Raw genomic sequence first — 17,631 nt, forward strand, 5'->3', positions numbered from 1 at the left:
GGCCGGCGCTACGGATCGTGACCGACCCGCCTCCGGTGACCTGTCGCGCCGGTCGACGGCTGAATGAGGTTCACTGAAGGGGTGAGCACTGGAACCGAGCAGTCCAAGGCATGGTTCGAACGCGCGAAGGCGGCCATCCCGGGCGGGGTGAACTCGCCGGTCCGGGCGTTCAACTCGGTCGGCGGCACCCCGCGGTTCATGGTCCGCGGCGAGGGCCCGCACCTGTGGGACGCCGACGGCAACCGCTACGTCGACCTGGTGTCGTCCTGGGGGCCGATGATCCTGGGCCACGCGCACCCGGCGGTCGTCGAGGCCGCGCGCCGGGCGGCGACGTCCGGGCTCTCGTTCGGCACGCCGACGATCGGCGAGGTCGAGCTGGCCGAGGAGATCATCGGCCGGGTCGCGCCGGTCGAGCGGGTCCGCCTGGTCAACTCGGGCACCGAGGCCACGATGAGCGCGATCCGGCTGGCCAGGGGGTTCACCGGCCGGTCGAAGATCGTGAAGTTCGCCGGGTGTTACCACGGTCACGTCGACGCGCTGCTCGCGCAGGCGGGCTCCGGCGTCGCGACGCTCGGCCTGCCGACGTCGCCGGGCGTCACCGGTGCCCAGGCCGCGGACACGCTGGTGCTGCCCTACAACGACCTCGACGCCGTCCGGAAGTCCTTTCTGGACAACCCGGGGGAGATCGCCGCGGTGATCACCGAAGCCGCGGCGGGCAACATGGGCGCGGTCGCGCCGGAGGCCGGGTTCAACGAGGGACTGCGCGAGATCGCGCACGAGCACGGCGCGCTGCTGGTCATGGACGAGGTGATGACCGGCTTCCGCGTCTCGCGCGCGGGCTGGTTCGGCCTCGAAGGTGTGGCGGGCGACCTCTACACGTTCGGCAAGGTGATGTCCGGCGGGCTCCCGGCGGCGGCGTTCGGCGGCCGCGCCGACGTGATGGCCAAGCTCGCCCCGGGCGGGCCGGTCTACCAGGCCGGGACGCTGTCCGGGAACCCGGTCGCGGTGGCGACCGGCCTCGCGACGCTGCGTGCGGCCGACCACGCCGTGTACGCGGCTCTCGACGCCAACGCGAAGCGCCTCGGCAACCTCTTCCGCGCCGCGCTCGGCGAAGCCGGGGTCGCGCACCACGTCCAGTACGCGGGCAACCTGGTGAGCGTGTTCTTCGGCGAGACGCCGGTCCGCGACTACGCCGGTGCGCAGGCGTCCGAGACGTGGCGGTTCCCGCCGTTCTTCCACGCGCTGCTCGACGGAGGCGTGTACGCGCCTCCGAGCGCGTACGAGGCGTGGTTCGTCAACGCGGCCATGGACGAGGAAGCGTTCCAGGTGATCGAAGCGGCCCTGCCCGCGGCGGCGCGTGCGGCGGCCGGGGCCGTCCAGTGACCACCGTCGTCCACATGCTGCGGCACGGCGAAGTGCACAACCCCGAGAAGGTCCTCTACGGCCGCCTGCCGGGGTACCGGCTGTCCGAGCGCGGGCAGCGGCAGGCGCTGACGGTCGCCGAGGCGGTCGCGTCGCACGACCTCGCGCACGTCGTGGCGTCGCCGCTGCAGCGGGCGCAGGAGACGGCGGCCCCGATCGCCGCCGCGCACCGGCTCGACATCGCGACCGACGAGGGCCTGATCGAGGCCGGCAACCAGTTCGAAGGCCTGCACGTGGCCGTCGGCGACGGCGCGCTGCGGGAGCCGAAGCACTGGCCGAAGCTGATCAACCCGTTCAAGCCGTCGTGGGGCGAGCCCTACCTCGAAATCGCGCACCGGATGCTCGGCGCCGTCCACCGCGCGCGGGAGGCTGCGCTGGGTCACGAAGCCCTGTGCGTGTCGCACCAGCTGCCGATCTGGACGCTGCGGCGGTTCCTCGAGGGCAAGCCGCTGTGGCACGACCCCCGGCGTCGCCAGTGCTCGCTGGCGTCGCTGACGTCGCTGGTGTTCGACGGGGACGAGCTGCGGGAGATCGTCTACAGCGAGCCCGCCGGCGCCACCGACCCGAAGGTGACCGGGGCGTGAAGCGGCTCCTCGCCGGGGTGGTCGCGGTGCTGGCACTCGCCGGCTGCAGCGCGGGCAAGGACGCGGTGGTCCAGGGGAGCAGCTTCAGCTTCGTCTCCCCGGGCGGCAAGATCGACATCGCCTACGACGCCGCCCAGCGCCAGACGGCCCCGGTCCTCGACGGCGAAGACCTGATGAACGAGGGCAAGCACCTGTCGCTCGCGGACTTCCCCGGCAAGGTCGTGGTCCTGAACCTGTGGGGCCAGTGGTGCGGCCCGTGCCGCACGGAGGCGCCGGAGATGGAGTCGCTGGCCAAGCAGGGCGTCCAGGTGGTCGGCATCGACGTCCGCGACCCGGCGCGGGAGGTGGCCCAGGACTTCGTCCGGGACCGCGGCCTGACGTACCCGTCGATCTACGACCCGGACGGCCGGGTGCTGCTCAAGCTGAGCGGCTACCCGCGCAACATCATCCCGTCGACGATCGTGCTGGACAAGCAGCACCGGGTGGCGGCGGTCTTCCTGCGGCCCGTGCTGGCCCAGGACCTGCTCCCGGTGGCGCAGCGGCTGACGGCGGAAGCCTGAACCCCGCCCACATGACCACCGAGGAAGTGCTGCAGGACCAGCCGCACCGGCGGGTCGTCCGCATCGGCGACACGGTCCGCCGGCCGGTGCACCCGTGGACACCGGCGGTGCACGCCCTCCTCCGGCACCTGGCGGACGCCGGCTTCCCCGCGGCGCCCCGGGTGCTGGGCATCGACGACGAAGGCCGCGAGGTGCTGACCTACCTCCCGGGCGAGTCGGGTCCGGACGGCTGGGGCAAAGTCGTCGGCGAAGCCGGTCTGGCCGCGTTCGCCCGGCTCCTGCGGGACTACCACGATGCGGTGGCCGGCTTCCGGCCCGCCGCGGATCTCACGTGGTGCACCGGCACGACCGCCATCGGAGACGGCGAGGTGATCTGCCACGGCGATTTCGGTCCGTGGAACACCGTCTGGCGGGGCGAGCGGCCGGTAGGGATCCTGGACTGGGACTACGCCCGGCCCGCCGCCCGGATCCACGACGTCGCTTATGCGCTGGAGTACGTCGCCCCATTCCGGGACGACGCCGAATGCCTGCGCAACCTCCGTCACCCGGTGCCGCCCGACCGGCGCCGTCGCCTCGAACTGTTCGCGGAGGCCTACGGCCTCACGTCGACGGCGGGACTGGTCGACGCCGTCCTCGACGTCCAGCGGTCGGTGCGGGAGGAGGTCCGGCGGGCGGCGGCGCGGGGTCACCAGCCCCAGGCCCGATGGGCGGCCGAGGGGTACCTCGACGAGCTGGCGGCCAGGTTCGCGTGGAGCCGCACCCACCGGCACCTGTTCGAGGGCTGAGCGGGACCAAGGTCCTGAACTGCGGTGACCGAGGTCCTGTGAACTGCCCCCGGCGTTCTCACCAGGACCTCACTGCCTACCCTCAACGGGGTGAACTCCGTGACCGAGCTGGCGATCTCCGGACCGCTGCTGCTCGCCGCGGGTGTCGCGCTGCTGGCCGGAGCGATCTCCTTCGCCTCGCCGTGCGTGGTGCCGCTCGTGCCGGGGTACCTCGCGTACCTCGCCGCGCTGGTCGGTGCGGAGGCGCCCGCCGTCAGCGCCGACGAGGAGCGCAAGCGGGGACGCTGGGCCGTGGTCGGGGCCGCGCTGCTGTTCGTGCTCGGGTTCACCTTCGTGTTCGTCGCCACCTTCGGCACGCTCGTCTGGCTGACCGCCACCCTCACGCTCAACCAGGACCTCCTGCAGCGCCTCGGCGGCGTCCTGACCATCGCCATGGCGCTGGTCTTCCTCGGCTGGATCCCCGGCCTGCAGCGCGAGGTCCGCTCGCACCACGTGCCCCGCGGCGGCATCTGGGGCGCTCCGCTGCTCGGCGCCGTCTTCGGCCTCGGCTGGACACCCTGCATCGGCCCGACGCTGTCCGCCGTCACCACCCTGGCCAGCGCGACCGGCGGCGCCGAGATCCGCGGGTACGTGCTGATCGCCGTCTACTGCCTCGGCCTCGGGCTGCCGTTCCTGCTCATCGCGCTCGGCGCCCGCTGGGCCGTGCGCGCCACCGACTGGGTGCGCCGGCACGGCCGCCAGGTGCAGATCTTCGGCGGGGTGCTGCTGATGATCGTCGGCATCCTGCTGGTCACCGGCGTCTGGGGAGATCTGATGGGCTGGCTCCGCAACGAGCTCGCGGTCGACTTGAGGCTGCCGCTGTGACGCCCGCCGACGTACTTTTTCCCGCGGAGGCGGCATGAGCACAGTCGAAGCCCCGCCGAAGACTCCGCCGAGCCCCCGGCACACCACGCCAGGGAAGCGCGTGTGGGCGTTCGTGCGCAACACCTGGCGCGGCCTGACGTCCATGCGCACCGCACTGGTGCTGCTGTTCCTGCTCGCACTGGCCGCCCTGCCGGGTGCGCTCCTGCCGCAGCGGAAGCTCAACGCGCCCAAGGTCGCCGAATACATCGCCGCCCACGGCTGGTGGGGCACCCTGCTCGACAAGCTCGAGTTCTACGACGTCTACTCCAGCATCTGGTTCTCGGCGATCTACCTGCTGCTGATGATCTCGCTGATCGGCTGCCTGACGCCGCGGAGCTTCGAATACGTCAAGGCGATGCGCGCCAAGCCGGTGCTAACGCCGCGGAACCTGGCCCGGATGCCGCACTACCGGCTCGGCCGCCGCGACGCCGATACCACCGCCGACGTCGCCGCCGAGCTCGCTGCCGTCCACAAGCAGCTCTCCGGCTGGCGCCGCGTCGAGCGCGAGGAAGCCGACGGCGTCCGCACGATCTCGGCCGAACGCGGGTTCCTGCGCGAGACCGGCAACCTCGTCTTCCACTTCAGCATGCTCGGCCTGATCGTGTTCTTCGCCCTCGGCAAGCTCTACGGCTACGAGGGACAGGTCATCGTCCAGGCGAACGGCGACAGCTTCTGCAACGCCGGCATCTACAACTACGACTCGTTCAACGCGGGCCTGCGCGTCGACGGCACCGACCTCGACCCGTTCTGCGTGAAGGTCAACGACTTCACCGCGCGCTACACCGAGTCCGGCCAGCCCGACTACTACCACTCGAACATCGAGTACCAGTCCGGCCCGGACCTCGAGACCGGCACCTGGCGCCCGTACGGCCTCGAGGTCAACTCGCCGCTGCGCACCGTCGGCGACCGCGTCTACCTGCTCGGCCACGGCTACTCGCCGAAGTTCACGGTCACCTTCCCGGACGGCTCGCAGCGCACCCAGAACACCCAGTGGCGCACGGTCGACCCGACGACGATGCTCGCCGAGGGCGCGACGAAGTTCGACCAGCCCGGCATCACCGACGAGGTGCAGCGGCGGACCCGCCAGCTGGCCATCACCGGCCTCTTCGCGCCGACGGCCTTCCTGCACGGCAGCGTCCTGACGTCGTCGGCGCCCGAAGCGAAGGACCCCGCTGTCGCCGTCGACGTCCTGCGCGGCGACCTCGGCCTCGACGCCGGGCGCGGCCAGTCGGTGTTCGAGGTCGACCAGACCCTCGTCGACGACGGCAGGCTGAAGAAGGTCGCCCGCGAGAACCTGAAGGCCGGCCAGGAGATCAAGCTCGACGACGGCACGAGGGTCCGCTTCGACGGCGTCGGCCAGTGGGTCTCACTGCAGGTTTCCCACGACCCGACCCAGGGGTTCGTGCTCGGCTTCGCCATCGCGATGTTCCTCGGCCTCGGCGCGTCCCTGCTGGTCAAGCGGCGCCGGCTGTGGGTGCGGGTGAAACCGGGGACCGAGGGCGACCCGGGTACCGTGATCGAGGTCGCCGGGCTGGCCCGCACCGACCAGGCCGGGTACGGCGAAGAGTTCCAGCGGGTCAGTGAACGCCTGATCAGTGGTCAGAAGGGCTGAGGCATGCCGATCAACGAGACGCTGTCGACCTACAGCGACTGGCTGTACACCACCGCGGCGGCGATCTACGTCGTCGCGCTGATGTTCACCCTGATCGAACAGGGCTTCGGCGCCAAGGGCCGGCTCGCCACCGAGCGCGCCAAGCTCCGGGCGCGCGAGCTCGTCGGCGCCGGCGGCCCGCCGGTCGAGGAGCTCCCGGCCGCCCAGCGCGAGGTCGGCCGCCCCGAGCGGATCGGCCGGATGGGCGCGTCGCTGCTCGTGCTCGGCGCGCTGCTCCAGCTGACGGCGATCGTGCTGCGCGGCCTCGCCGTGCACCGCGCACCGTGGGGCAACATGTACGAGTACGGCATGGCGGTCACCTTCATCACGGTCCTCACCTGGCTGATCGTGATGTCGAAGTTCCCGGTCCGGCACCTCACCGGCTTCCTGCTGCTGCCCGTCGTGATCCTGATGTTCATCAACGGCACGCTGCTGTACACCACCGCCGCGCCGGTGCAGCCCGCGCTGCAGTCGTACTGGCTGGCCATCCACGTTTCCGCGGCCATCATCGGCTCCGGCGTCTTCCTCGTGCCGGGCGTCGCGAGTGTGCTCTTCCTGTTCCGCGCGGCTCACGAAAAGGACGCCACGAAGTTCGCCCGGTTCGCCTCGAAGCTGCCCGCGGCCGACGTCCTCGACCGGATCGCCTACCGGACCACCATCTTCGCCTTCCCGGTGTTCACCTTCGGCGTGCTCTGCGGCGCGGTCTGGGCCGAGTCGGCGTGGGGCCGGTTCTGGGGCTGGGACCCCAAGGAGACCGTCGCGTTCATCGCCTGGGTCGTCTACGCGGCCTACCTGCACTCGCGGGCGACCGCGGGCTGGCGCGGGGCCCGGGCCGCGGCCATCAACATCGTCGGGTTCTCCGCGATCATCTTCAACCTGTTCTTCGTGAACCTCGTCACCGCGGGCTTGCACTCCTACGCCGGGGTGGGCTGAGCATCCCGCGCGTCCGCCGACTACCGTCGACATCGGGGGCGGAGTGTCAGGCGGAGTGCGTGGAGGTTTTCACCGGTGACCGGACCCAGCGAAGAATCGGCTCCTGGCCACCGCGAACAGGCTGAGCCGGCCGCTGCCGCGCCGCAGCAGGGCCTGTTCGCCGACGATCGGACGGACTCACACCCGCACCCCGAGGCTTCGGGGGCGTACGACGTGCAGCCCACGCAGGCGGTGGCCCCGCCGCCCAACCCGGCGGTGTCGGGCCCGCACCAGGTGCCCAACCCGGCCGTGTCCGGGCCGCATCCGGTGCCCCATCCCGGCGTCTCGGGGCCGCACCAGGTGCCGCCGCAGTACGGCTACGACCAGAACCTCCCGCCGCTGCAGCCGCAGTACGGCGACCCGGCGCAGCAGTACCCGCAGGCCCAGTACCCGCAGCAGCAGCAGCAGCAGCAGCCGTCCGGCCTGCCGCAGCCACAGGGCGGCCGGCACGTGGCGCCGCCGCAGCCGGGGCACGGGCACGACCTGGCGACCGCGCACCTGGTCAAGCAGGTCAAGCGGCCTCCGCAGTCCGGCTGGCGCAAGGCCGTCTACGTCGGCACCGGGAAGCTGGTCAACCCGGGGGAGAGCCCGGCGGACACCCGGCGCCGCGAGCTCATCGGCCGCGTCAACCAGCCGCTGCGCGGGTGCTACAAGATCGCGATGCTGTCGCTCAAGGGCGGCGTCGGCAAGACCACGGTGACGACGACGCTCGGGGCGACGTTCGCCTCGCTGCGCGGCGACCGCGTGGTGGCCGTGGACGCGAACCCGGACCGCGGCACGCTGTCGCAGAAGCTCCCCCTGGAGACGACGGCGACGGTCCGCCACCTGCTGCGCGACGCGGCCCGCATCACGCGCTACAGCGACGTCCGGTCCTACACGTCCCAGGGCGCCAGCCGGCTGGAAATCCTCGCGAGCGAGCAGGACCCCGCCGTCTCCGAGGCGTTCTCCGAGGAGGACTACCGGCGCACGGTCAACCTGCTGGAGCACTTCTACAACATCGTGCTCACCGACTGCGGGACCGGTCTGATGCACTCGGCCATGAAGGGCGTCCTGGACGTCGCGGACGCGCTGGTCGTGGTGTCGTCCGGCTCGGTCGACGGTGCCCGCAGCGCCTCGGCGACGCTGGACTGGCTGGAAGCCCACGGTTACGGCGAGCTGGTCAAGCGCTCGGTGGCGGTGATCAACTCGGTCCGGCCCAAGGGCGGCTCGGTCGACCTCGACAAGCTGTCGGCGCACTTCGGCGCGAAAGTCCGGGCGGTCTGCAAGGTGCCGTTCGACCCGCACCTGGAGGAAGGCGCGGAGATCGAGCTGGACCGGCTGACCGGCGACACGCGCCTGGCGCTGCTGGAACTGGCGGCCACCGTCGCCGACGGCTTCGCGACCCCGCTCTCCCAGGGCTACCGCTGACCCGTAACTCGCGTGATCAGAGCCGGAACTCGCGTGATTGAAGCCGGAACTCGCGAGTTCCGGCTTCAATCACGTTGGTGACGGGCTGGATCACGCGAGTTACGGGTTCGGTGAAGGTAAAGGCCTGCCTAAAGGTCTTCGTCCCGGCGTTTGCGCTGCTGTTCGGCCAGCTGGCGCAGGAAGTCGGGGTCGTCGTCCGGGGCGAGGGGAGCGCGGCGCGGAGCCGAGGGCACCCCGATCCGCTGGCCGGCGAACGACCGCCACAGGAGCAGGGCGACGATCAGTGCGCCGACCGCCGCGAGCAGAGCGAGCATGCCGGATCCTTCCGTATGGCTGCCTGTCCCCCGAGGTTAACCGGTCCGGCCGTGTGGTGGGTCTCAAGCCGGGCCACCAAATGCACGAGGGCCGTGCGGGACGGGATGGTTCCCGTACCCGACACGGCCCTGGTGTCCGGATGGTTCAGGCGTTGCGCGCCGGTTCGCTGGCGTCGGTGGTCAGCTCGGCGAGGAGCTCGTTCACCTCGGACTCGCGGAACCGCCGGTGCCCGCCCGGGGTCCGGATCGAGCCGATGCGGCCCGCGGTCGCCCACCGCGTCACCGTCTTCGGGTCCACCCGGAACAGCGCTGCCACCTCGCCTGGGGTGAGCAGGCGTCCGCCCATCGTCGCGGTCATTTTCCGCCTCCTTAACGAACTCACTGCTATACCGGGAGGCGTCCGGGCCTTCTGCCCGTCGCGCCGGGGTAGCCAACAGCGCAATCGTTGCACTTCACCCGTCGGGTACTCGAACGGTTGTCCACGAGTAAAGAGCCCTTAAAGGTCAAAACGGACAGTTTGTTTGGGGTCGGCAACTACCTGCGGTCATCTGACGTGCAAAAACACCGCACCATCGGTCGCCGGCGGCGGGGCGTGGTGCCAATGGGGGATTGTCCAACCGCATAGAGTGATCCCGTGGATCAGTTGGACCGGAAGATCATCGCAGCGTTGCGCATCAACGGACGGGCCACTTACGCCGACCTCGGGCGAGCCGTCGGGCTGTCCGCGTCGTCGGTGCACGAGCGGGTGGGCAAGCTGGAAGCGGCCGGCGTGATCACCGGCTACCACGCGGTCGTCGACCCGAACTCGGTCGGCCTCGGGGTCACCGCCCTCGTCAGCATCCATCCCACCGACACCGCCACGGAGGACGACGTCGCCGACGCGCTCGCCGAACTCGACGAGGTCGAGAGCTGCTACGCGGTGGCAGGCGACGAGGCGTTCGTCGTCAAGGTGCGCGTGCCGACCGTCGACGAGCTGGAGCGCACGCTCGGCAGGCTGCGCCGCATCCCCGGCGTCGGGCGGACGAACACCACGGTGGTGCTCTCGACCCGCTTCGAGGGCCGCCCGAACAACGCGGGCCTGCAGAAGGACCGGTCAGGCGGGGCGTAGCCTGCGTTGATGTGAGCGACGTGAAGGCCGACCACCTGCCCCGTGACCTGACGCTGTACCTGCTGGCGCGGTTCGTGCTGGTCGGGGTGATCGCGTGGGTGCTGTCCCTGACGGGGGTGCCGCTGCTGGTCGCCCTGGTGATCGGCCTGGTCGTCGGGCTGCCGCTCGGCCTCCTGCTGTTCCGGCCCCTCAACGCCCGTGTGACGGCCGGGCTGGCGAAGCGCAACGAGAAGCGGGCCCGCGCCCGCGCCGAGCTGCGCGCGCAGCTGCGCGGCGAGGGACAGCCCGAGTGAGCCGCCTGCACAACCGCAGCTGGGTCCGCGAGGCCGTCCGGATCATCGAGGCCGACGCCAACCGCAGCGCCGACACCCACCTGCACGTCTTCCCGCTGCCCCCGGAGTGGGGTATCGACCTCTACCTCAAGGACGAGTCGGTGCACCCCACCGGCTCGCTGAAGCACCGGCTGGCGCGGTCGCTGTTCCTGTACGGGCTGGTCAACGGCCAGATCGGGCCGGACACGGTGCTCGTCGAGGCCTCCAGCGGGTCGACCGCGGTCTCCGAGGCCTACTTCGCCCGGATGCTGGGGCTGCGCTTCATCACCGTCGTGCCGCGGCGCACGTCGAAGGAGAAGATCGCGCTCATCGAGTTCTACGGCGGCGAGTGCCACTACGTCGACCAGGCTCCGGCGATGTACCCCGAGGCGGAGCGGCTCGCGGCCGAGTGCGGCGGGCACTACCTGGACCAGTTCACCTACGCCGAGCGCGCGACGGACTGGCGCGGCAACAACAACATCGCCGAGTCGGTGTTCGCGCAGATGCGCTCGGAGCGCCACCCCGTCCCGGCGTGGATCGTCGTCGGCGCGGGCACCGGTGGCACGAGCGCGACCTTCGGCCGGTACGTCCGCTACAAGCGCCACACGACGAAGGTCTGCGTGGTCGACCCGGAGAACTCGTCGTTCTACGGTGCCTGGGAGACCGGGGCGCTGGACTACGGCACCGGCATGCCGTCGCGGATCGAGGGCATCGGACGGCCGCGCTGCGAGCCGTCGTTCGTCCCCGGCGTCATCGACGAAATGTTCCAGGTCCCCGACGCCGGCTCCCTGGCGGCCATCCGGCTGCTGCGCGAGCGGACCGGGCACTGGGCGGGCGGCTCGACCGGCACCAACCTCTACGGCGCGTTCCGGCTCATCTCCCGGATGGTCGAGGACGGCCAGGCGGGCAGCGTCGTCACCCTGCTGTGCGACGGCGGCGAGCGGTACGCGCACACCTACTACAACGACGAATGGCTGGCCGAGCAGAACCTGGATCTGGCCCCGCACACGGCGTTGTTCGAGGAGTTCCTGACGACCGGGAAGTTCGTCCCGGAGAGCTAGAGGTTCAGGCCGACCGCGGCCAGTACCGCCCACGCGAGCATCGCGAGCCCGGTGTCGCGCAGGGCCGGGATGAGGTCGCGGCCGGTCGCGTCGTGGCGGATCGCGTTGACCGACGCGATCAGCATCGGTGCGCTGAGCAGCGGCAACCCGGCGAGCGGGTGCGTGACGAACGCCAGCACGATCGCGAGCACGTACGGCACCGCCACCAGCACCAGGTAGAGCCGTCGCGTGCCCTGGTCGCCCAGGCGGGTGGCCAGGGTGCGCTTGCCGGCCTCGACGTCGGTCGGGATGTCACGCAGGTTGTTGGCGGTCAAGACCGCCGTCGAGAAGCAGCCGACCGCGACCGCGCACGCCAGCGCCGCCCAGCTGACCCGGCCCGCCTGGACGTACACCGTGCCCAGGACACCGGCCAAGCCGAAGAAGACGAACACGGCGATCTCGCCGAAGCCGTAGTAGCCGTAGGGCTTCTTGCCGCCGGTGTAGAACCACGCGCCGACGATGCACAGCGCGCCCATCGCGAGCAGCCACCAGTACCCGCTGACCGCCACCAGGACCAGCCCCAGCACCCCGGCCAGGCCCAGCGCGACCAGCGCGGCGGTCAGCACGGCCTTCGGCTGGGCGACGCCCGAGCCGACCAGCCGCAGCGGACCGACGCGGTTTTCGTCCGTGCCGCGGATGCCGTCGGAGTAGTCGTTGGCGTAGTTGACGCCGACGATCAGCGAGAGGGAAACGAGCAACGCCAGCGCCGACCGCCACCAGGAGAACGCGTCCAGCGCGATCGCCGCGCCGGCGCCCGCCACCACCGGCGCCACCGCGTTGGGCAGCGTCCGGGGCCGGGCCCCTTCGATCCACTCGCTCAAGCTCGCCATGGCGTCATTCAACGCCATGGCGATCACGCCTGGCCGCCGAACCCGGGAAGTCAGTCCGAGGTCGGCAGCTGCCAGACGAGCGACCCGCTGTTGGGATCCACGCTGTCGGCGAGCGCCGCGCTCGCGGGCAGGAGGATCCCCAGCGTGACGGCGATGCTGATGAGGGCGGTGCGAAGCCAGCGCGTCATGGTGAGTAGCCAAGCTGGCGCACCCCGTCAATGTCAACGAAGTCCCGCCATTCAGCCGCCCGAACCCGGCTGAAGCCGGGCTTTCACCGCCGCCCGGTCGATCTTGCCCGGCCCGCGCAGCGGCAGTTCGGTGCCGAATTCGACGCGCTTCGGGGTCGCCGCCGCGCCCAGCTCCGCGCGGACCGCCGCGCGCAGGTCTCCGTGCGCACCGTCCGGGACGACCAGCGCCACGACAGCCTCGCCCCACTCCGGGTCCGGCACCCCGACCACGCACGCGTCCCGCACTCCCGGCTGCGCGCAGAGGCACCGTTCGACGGCGTTCGCCGAGACCTTCACGCCACCCGTGTTGATCATGTCGTCGGCCCGGCCGAGGACCTCGATGCGGCCGTCGGCGTGCCGGACCCCGCGGTCGGACGTCGTGAACCAGCCGTCCGAGAAGGACTCCGCCGTCAGGTCCGGCCGGAGCCGGTAGCCGTGCGCGAGGACGTCCCCGGCGATGCGGATCCGGTCGCCGGAGAGGTCGACGCGGACGCCGTCGAGGGGAAAGCCGTCGTAGACGCAGCCGCTCGCCGTCTCGCTCATCCCGTACGCCGGCACGATCCGGACCCCGGCGTCGGCGGCGCGTTCCCGCAGGGCCGCCGAGGTCGCCGCCGCGCCGACCACGATGGCGTCGAACGTCTTCGCCGCGGCCAGGCCGGGGCCGCCGTCGTCGAGCAGGCGGACCAGCTGGGTCGGCACCAGCGCCGTGTACCGCCGGCTGCCTTGCACCGTCGCGGCCACGGCGGCGAAGTCGTCCGGCCGGAAGCCGCCGCCCGTCATGACGGCGGGCTCGGTGCCGGCCAGCAGCGACCGGACCAGCACCTGTAGCCCGCCGATGTAGTGCGCCGGGGTGGCCAGGAGCCAGTGTCCCGGGCCGCCGAGGCGGGCGTGCGTGGCCTCGGCGGACGCGGTCAGCGCGCCGGCCGACAGCAGCACGCCCTTGGGCGCGCCGGTCGAGCCCGACGTGGCGATGACCACGGCGGTGCCCGGCTCGGCGGGCTCGTCCGGCGCCATGGCGCCGCGCAGGGCGGGATCGGTGAACGGCAGCACCGCCGGGCCGTCGGCCAGCGCGTCCGCGACGGCTCCGCGCAGCGTCCGCAGTGCCTCCCGGGAGCCGTCGAGGTGGATCGGGAGCAGCTCAGTAGTAATAGGGGACGTCCTTGAAATCGGGGTCGCGCTTCTCGAGGAACGCGTCACGGCCTTCGACGGCTTCGTCCTGCATGTACGCCAACCGGGTGGTCTCGCCGGCGAACAGCTGCTGGCCGACCAGGCCGTCGTCGGTCAGGTTGAACGCGTACTTCAGCATCCGCTGCGCCGTCGGCGACTTGCCGGCGATCGTCCACGCCCAGTCCAGCGCCTCTTTTTCCAGGTCGGCGTGCGGGACGACGGCGTTCACGGCCCCCATGCGGTGCATCTGCTCGGCGGAGTACTCCCGGCCGAGGAAGAAGATCTCCCGGGCGAACTTCTGCCCGACCATCTTCGCCAGGTAGGCCGAGCCGTAGCCGCCGTCGAACGAGCCGACGTCGGCGTCGGTCTGCTTGAACTTCGCGTGCTCGGCCGAGGCGAGGGTGAGATCGCACACGACGTGCAGGGAGTGCCCGCCGCCCGCGGCCCACCCCGGCACGACCGCGATCACCGGTTTCGGCAGGAACCGGATCAGCCGCTGGACCTCGAGGATGTGCAGCCGGCCCGCCCGCGCGGGGTCCACCGTGTCGGAGGTCTCGCCGCTCGCGTACTGATAGCCGGACCGTCCGCGAATACGCTGGTCACCACCGGAGCAGAACGCCCACCCGCCGTCCTTGGGCGAGGGGCCGTTCCCGGTGAGCAGGACACAGCCGACGTCGGCGCTCATCCGGGCGTGGTCCAGCGCCCGGTAGAGCTCGTCGACGGTGTGCGGCCGGAAGGCGTTGCGCACCTCCGGGCGGTCGAACGCGATGCGCACGACGCGTTTGCCCCCGCGGCTCTCAGCGGAGCGGTGGTAGGTGATGTCGGTGAAGGCGAAACCTTCGACCTCGGTCCACGCGGCCGGATCGAACAGCTCGGAAACTCGGGCGTCATCCACGTTTGGGAGAATAGGACCTGTGGACACAGAGGATCTGTTGGGAGCTTGCCGGTGAACCCTTCCACCGCGCAGGCCAGGGTCATCGTCGACGAACTCGTCCGCAACACCGTTTCGCACGTCGTCCTCTGCCCCGGCTCCCGCAACGCGCCGCTGTCGATCGCGCTCTACGACGCGGCGGCGGCCGGGAAGCTCCGGCTCCACGTCCGCATCGACGAGCGCGGCGCCGCCTTCCTCGCGCTCGGCATCGCCGCCCGCACCGGCCGTCCGGTGGCCGTGCTCTGCACGTCCGGCACCGCGGCCGCGAACTTCCACCCCGCCGTCCTGGAGGCCGACCGGGCCGGCGTGCCGCTGATCGTGATGACCGCCGACCGGCCGCCCGAGCTGCGGGCCGCCGGGGCGTCGCAGGTCATCGACCAGCACCAGCTCTACGGCGACGCCGTCCGCTACTTCGACGAGCTGGCCGTCGCCGAGCGGCGGGCCGGGCAGAACTCGTACTGGCGCAGCCAGATCTGCCGGGCCTGGAACGCGGCCTACGGTGAGTGGCGCTGCGGGCCGGTGCACCTCAACATCCCGTTCCGGGAGCCGCTGGTCCCGGATCTCGACGACAGTGGTGCTGCTGGCGAGTGGTACGAGTCCCTCGACGGCCGCGCGGACGGCTCGCGCTGGACGGAGCTGCCGGACTTCGGCGCGCTGCCGTCGTTCGTGGTGCCCTCGGCGCGCCACGGCCTGGTCATCGCGTGCGACACCGGCGTCCAGGCGGCCAGCGAGTGGGCCGAGCTGCACGGCTGGCCGGTCGTGTCGGAGACCGGCGGCCTCGGGCTGTCCGGCGGCACGGCGATCTCGTCCGGGGCGTGGCTGCTGGCCGTCGAGGAGTTCATCAGCAAGCACAAGCCGGAGCAGGTGCTGTGCCTCGGCCGGCCGACGGTGTTCCGGCAGATCCAGCAGGTGCTCTCGGACGCCGACGTCGAGGTGCTGCTGGTGCGCCCGGACTCGGACTGGCCGGCGCCCGCGCACAACGTCCGGCAGGTCGGCCAGTGGTTCGACGAACCGACCAAGCCCGCCGACCCGGAGTGGCTGGCCAGCTGGCGCCGCGCCGACGCGGCGGCCGCGTCCGCCGTCGCTGCGACGCTGGCCGACGAGCCGTGGCCCAGCGGGCTGCGGGTGGCCACCGAGCTGGTGGACGCCCTGCCCCCGGACTCCCTGCTGGTGGTCGGCTCGTCCAACCCGACCCGGGACGTCGCACTGGCCGGCCGGCTGCGGCCGGACGTCCTCGTGCACCGCAACCGCGGCGTCGCGGGCATCGACGGCACGGTTTCGACGGCGATCGGTGCCGCGTACGTGCACCGGGGCCCGTCGTACGCGCTGCTGGGCGACCTGACGTTCCTGCACGACGCGTCGGGGCTGCTGACCGGGCCCGCCGAGCAGCGGCCCGACCTGACGATCGTCGTCCTCAACGACGACGGCGGCGGGATCTTTTCGCTGCTCGAGCAGGGTGCGCCGGAGCACTCGGCCAGCTTCGAGCGCGTCTTCGGCACGCCGCACGGCGCCGACCTGGGCGCGCTGTGCGCCGGCTACCGCGTCCCGCACGTCGTCGCGGAGACGCTGACGGAGTTCCGGGCGGCGCTGGCACCGGCACCGGGGCTGCGGGTCGTCGAAGTGCGGGTGGACCGCTCGCGGCACCGCGACCTGCACGCGCGCCTGCGGGCGGCGGTGTCGTCGGCCGTTTCCGCGGTCTGAGTTCCGGTCAACCGCTTTCCGGGTGCTATCCCAGCAGGCAAGAACCTCCCTTCGGCTGTTCCTGGGTGGTCACTGGCTGGCTACGTTCGAGCGCGCTGCTTCTCACTCCGTTGGAGGGTTTCGAATGCGTGCAAGAACGCGTACCGGTCTCGGTGCGCTCGCGGCCGGCGTCGTCTCGGTGCTGCTCGCCGGCACCGCGAGCGCGGCACCCGCGCCCGGCGCCTCCGGTGCCGGCGACCCGTACTACCCGAACGCCGGCAACGGCGGCACGGACGTGCTGCACTACGACATCCGGTTGACCTACCAGCCCGCGACCGACCTGCTGTCGGGCACCACGACGCTGCTGCTCACGGCGACGCAGGACCTCTCGCGGTTCGACCTGGACTTCGCGCTGAAGGCGTCGAGCGTGCGGGTGAACAACCGGCCGGCGCAGTTCGCGAACCAGACCGGCAACGGCGAGCTCGTCATCACGCCGGCGCAGCCGCTGCTCAAGGGCCAGACCGCGACCGTCGTGGTCGCCTACGCGGACACGCCGTCGACCGAGACCGTGGACGGCATCAACGCGTGGAAGAAGGGCTCCTTCGGCGCGCTCGGCATCGACGAGCCGCAGAGCTCCGCGTGGTGGTTCCCGGCCAACGACCACCCGACCGACAAGGCGACCTACGACGTCACGATCGAGGCGCCGGACGACAACGCCGCCATCTCCAACGGCACGCTCGTGCGCACGACGAAGAGCCGCGCGGGCTGGACCCGCTGGCAGTGGCGCAGCACGAAGCCGCAGGCGACCTACCTGACGTCGTTCATCGTCGGCAAGTACGAGGTCATCCAGTCGACCACGCCCGACGGCAAGCCGTTCATCACCGCGTACGGCGCCGACCTCGGCGACTCGCTGTACGCGGCGAAGGCCAGCGTCGAGCGGACGCCGGAGATCGACGAGTTCCTGGCGACGCAGTTCGGGCCCTACCCGTTCGAGGCCGAGGGCGGCGTCGTGACCAGCGGAATCGGCTTCTCCCTGGAGAACCAGACCCGCCCGACCTACGGCGTCCGCAACTTCCGCGCGGGCTCTAACACGACGCTGATCGCGCACGAGAACGCCCACCAGTGGTTCGGCGACAACGTTTCGCTCGGCCGCTGGAGCGACATCTGGCTGAACGAGGGGTTCGCGTCCTACGCGGAGTGGCTGTGGTCGGAGCACGAGGGCGAGGGCACGGCCGCCGAGCTGGCGCAGTACACCTACGACTCGAACCCGGCCGACGGTGACCTGTGGAAGCTCGTCCCGGCCGACCCGGGCGCGGACAACCAGTTCGACAACGCCGTCTACGACCGGGGTGCGCTGACGCTCCAGGCGCTGCGGACCGCCGTCGGCGACCAGGCGTTCTTCAAGATCCTGCAGACCTGGCAGGCGACGAAGGGCGGCGCGAACGGGCGGATCCTCGAGTTCATCGCGCTGGCGGAGAAGGTCTCGGGCAAGCCGCTGCACGACCTGTTCCAGACCTGGCTGTACACGGCGGGCAAGCCGGCGGTCGGCCCGAACGGTGCTGCCGCTCCGGCGTTGCGTGCCGCGGCCGCCCCCGCGAAGCCGAAGTCGTACGACCAGATCCAGGCGAACCACCGGTTCCTCGCCGCGGAACACGCGGGGTAGCCCAGACCGCTACGCT

At 71.5% G+C, this 17,631-nt stretch carries 19 protein-coding genes; 13 read left to right on the forward strand and 6 right to left on the reverse strand.

Annotation, left to right across the window (positions count from 1 at the left end; translation table 11 throughout):
* Positions 1-81: 81 nt before the first annotated feature.
* The 8 genes from hemL (at position 82) to AB0F15_RS01485 (ending at position 8,284) form a co-directional block, all read left to right on the forward strand.
* Positions 82-1,383, forward strand: a complete 1,302-nt coding sequence (hemL, locus tag AB0F15_RS01450) for a glutamate-1-semialdehyde 2,1-aminomutase (protein WP_360263435.1) — start codon at positions 82-84, stop codon at positions 1,381-1,383.
* Positions 1,380-2,006, forward strand: coding sequence for a histidine phosphatase family protein (locus AB0F15_RS01455; protein ID WP_360263438.1), 627 nt, complete (start codon positions 1,380-1,382; stop codon positions 2,004-2,006). Before hemL ends, AB0F15_RS01455 begins: the two co-directional genes overlap by 4 nt.
* Positions 2,003-2,566: a TlpA disulfide reductase family protein gene (locus tag AB0F15_RS01460; protein WP_360263440.1), complete on the forward strand. Its 564-nt coding sequence runs from the start codon at positions 2,003-2,005 to the stop codon at positions 2,564-2,566. The genes AB0F15_RS01455 and AB0F15_RS01460 overlap by 4 nt, the downstream gene beginning before the upstream one ends.
* An 11-nt stretch (positions 2,567-2,577) precedes the next feature.
* A complete protein-coding gene (locus tag AB0F15_RS01465; protein ID WP_360263442.1) occupies positions 2,578-3,351 on the forward strand; it encodes an aminoglycoside phosphotransferase family protein in 774 nt (257 codons plus the stop codon).
* Between the two features lie 90 nt (positions 3,352-3,441).
* A complete protein-coding gene (locus AB0F15_RS01470; RefSeq protein ID WP_360263445.1) occupies positions 3,442-4,215 on the forward strand; it encodes a cytochrome c biogenesis CcdA family protein in 774 nt (257 codons plus the stop codon).
* Positions 4,216-4,249: 34 nt separating this feature from the next.
* Entirely contained in the window at positions 4,250-5,866 is a 1,617-nt protein-coding gene (locus AB0F15_RS01475) for a cytochrome c biogenesis protein ResB (RefSeq protein WP_360263448.1), read from the forward strand.
* Positions 5,867-5,869: 3 nt separating this feature from the next.
* Positions 5,870-6,838, forward strand: coding sequence for a c-type cytochrome biogenesis protein CcsB (gene ccsB, locus AB0F15_RS01480; RefSeq protein WP_360263451.1), 969 nt, complete (start codon positions 5,870-5,872; stop codon positions 6,836-6,838).
* Between the two features lie 75 nt (positions 6,839-6,913).
* Positions 6,914-8,284 (forward strand): AAA family ATPase, encoded by a 1,371-nt coding sequence (locus AB0F15_RS01485; protein WP_360263454.1) that lies wholly within the window; start codon positions 6,914-6,916, stop codon positions 8,282-8,284.
* Between the two features lie 128 nt (positions 8,285-8,412).
* Here AB0F15_RS01485 and AB0F15_RS01490 read toward each other — a convergent pair whose 3' ends face one another.
* Positions 8,413-8,598, reverse strand: coding sequence for a hypothetical protein (locus AB0F15_RS01490; RefSeq protein ID WP_360263457.1), 186 nt, complete (start codon positions 8,596-8,598; stop codon positions 8,413-8,415).
* A 145-nt stretch (positions 8,599-8,743) separates the two neighbouring features.
* Positions 8,744-8,956, reverse strand: a complete 213-nt coding sequence (locus AB0F15_RS01495; RefSeq protein WP_003081896.1) for a BldC family transcriptional regulator — start codon at positions 8,954-8,956, stop codon at positions 8,744-8,746.
* A 276-nt stretch (positions 8,957-9,232) separates the two neighbouring features.
* On the opposite strand from AB0F15_RS01495, the gene AB0F15_RS01500 reads away from it, so the two are divergent.
* The 3 genes from AB0F15_RS01500 to AB0F15_RS01510 are packed head-to-tail and all read left to right on the forward strand — an operon-like array spanning position 9,233 to position 11,078.
* The gene (locus AB0F15_RS01500; RefSeq protein ID WP_360263461.1) at positions 9,233-9,706 is read left to right on the forward strand and encodes an Lrp/AsnC family transcriptional regulator; all 474 of its coding nucleotides are present in this window, start codon (positions 9,233-9,235) and stop codon (positions 9,704-9,706) included.
* An 11-nt stretch (positions 9,707-9,717) separates the two neighbouring features.
* Positions 9,718-9,999 (forward strand): DUF4229 domain-containing protein, encoded by a 282-nt coding sequence (locus AB0F15_RS01505; protein WP_360263464.1) that lies wholly within the window; start codon positions 9,718-9,720, stop codon positions 9,997-9,999.
* The gene (locus tag AB0F15_RS01510; protein ID WP_360263467.1) at positions 9,996-11,078 is read left to right on the forward strand and encodes a PLP-dependent cysteine synthase family protein; all 1,083 of its coding nucleotides are present in this window, start codon (positions 9,996-9,998) and stop codon (positions 11,076-11,078) included. Before AB0F15_RS01505 ends, AB0F15_RS01510 begins: the two co-directional genes overlap by 4 nt.
* Here the strand turns inward: AB0F15_RS01510 and AB0F15_RS01515 are convergent.
* Genes AB0F15_RS01515 through AB0F15_RS01530 form a run of 4 tightly spaced genes read right to left on the reverse strand, consistent with a single transcriptional unit; the run spans position 11,075 to position 14,236 of the window.
* Positions 11,075-11,947, reverse strand: a complete 873-nt coding sequence (locus tag AB0F15_RS01515; protein ID WP_360263470.1) for a 1,4-dihydroxy-2-naphthoate polyprenyltransferase — start codon at positions 11,945-11,947, stop codon at positions 11,075-11,077. The genes AB0F15_RS01510 and AB0F15_RS01515 overlap by 4 nt on opposite strands.
* Positions 11,948-11,997: 50 nt before the next feature.
* The gene (locus AB0F15_RS01520; RefSeq protein ID WP_360263472.1) at positions 11,998-12,135 is read right to left on the reverse strand and encodes a hypothetical protein; all 138 of its coding nucleotides are present in this window, start codon (positions 12,133-12,135) and stop codon (positions 11,998-12,000) included.
* A 51-nt stretch (positions 12,136-12,186) separates the two neighbouring features.
* A complete protein-coding gene (menE, locus tag AB0F15_RS01525; RefSeq protein WP_360263842.1) occupies positions 12,187-13,311 on the reverse strand; it encodes an o-succinylbenzoate--CoA ligase in 1,125 nt (374 codons plus the stop codon).
* Position 13,312: 1 nt separating this feature from the next.
* The gene (locus tag AB0F15_RS01530; RefSeq protein WP_360263475.1) at positions 13,313-14,236 is read right to left on the reverse strand and encodes a 1,4-dihydroxy-2-naphthoyl-CoA synthase; all 924 of its coding nucleotides are present in this window, start codon (positions 14,234-14,236) and stop codon (positions 13,313-13,315) included.
* Positions 14,237-14,287: 51 nt separating this feature from the next.
* Here AB0F15_RS01530 and menD point away from each other — a divergent pair, with 51 nt between their 5' ends.
* Complete coding sequence (gene menD / locus AB0F15_RS01535; RefSeq protein WP_360263477.1) at positions 14,288-15,973, forward strand: 2-succinyl-5-enolpyruvyl-6-hydroxy-3-cyclohexene-1-carboxylic-acid synthase; 1,686 nt, start codon at positions 14,288-14,290, stop codon at positions 15,971-15,973.
* A gap of 124 nt (positions 15,974-16,097) precedes the next feature.
* Positions 16,098-17,615 (forward strand): M1 family metallopeptidase, encoded by a 1,518-nt coding sequence (locus tag AB0F15_RS01540; protein ID WP_360263480.1) that lies wholly within the window; start codon positions 16,098-16,100, stop codon positions 17,613-17,615.
* Positions 17,616-17,631 lie beyond the last annotated feature (16 nt).

The organism is Amycolatopsis sp. NPDC026612, from assembly GCF_040638285.1.
GTDB lineage: Bacteria > Actinomycetota > Actinomycetes > Mycobacteriales > Pseudonocardiaceae > Amycolatopsis.

Coding starts and splice junctions, on each gene's coding strand:
- AB0F15_RS01465 (WP_360263442.1), top strand. CDS start 2,578: ATGACCACCGAGGAAGTGCTGCAGGACCAGCCGCACCGGCGGGTCGTC.
- AB0F15_RS01475 (WP_360263448.1), top strand. CDS start 4,250: ATGAGCACAGTCGAAGCCCCGCCGAAGACTCCGCCGAGCCCCCGGCAC.
- ccsB (WP_360263451.1), top strand. CDS start 5,870: ATGCCGATCAACGAGACGCTGTCGACCTACAGCGACTGGCTGTACACC.
- AB0F15_RS01490 (WP_360263457.1), bottom strand. CDS start 8,598: ATGCTCGCTCTGCTCGCGGCGGTCGGCGCACTGATCGTCGCCCTGCTC.
- AB0F15_RS01495 (WP_003081896.1), bottom strand. CDS start 8,956: ATGACCGCGACGATGGGCGGACGCCTGCTCACCCCAGGCGAGGTGGCA.
- AB0F15_RS01515 (WP_360263470.1), bottom strand. CDS start 11,947: ATGGCGAGCTTGAGCGAGTGGATCGAAGGGGCCCGGCCCCGGACGCTG.
- AB0F15_RS01520 (WP_360263472.1), bottom strand. CDS start 12,135: ATGACGCGCTGGCTTCGCACCGCCCTCATCAGCATCGCCGTCACGCTG.
- AB0F15_RS01540 (WP_360263480.1), top strand. CDS start 16,098: ATGCGTGCAAGAACGCGTACCGGTCTCGGTGCGCTCGCGGCCGGCGTC.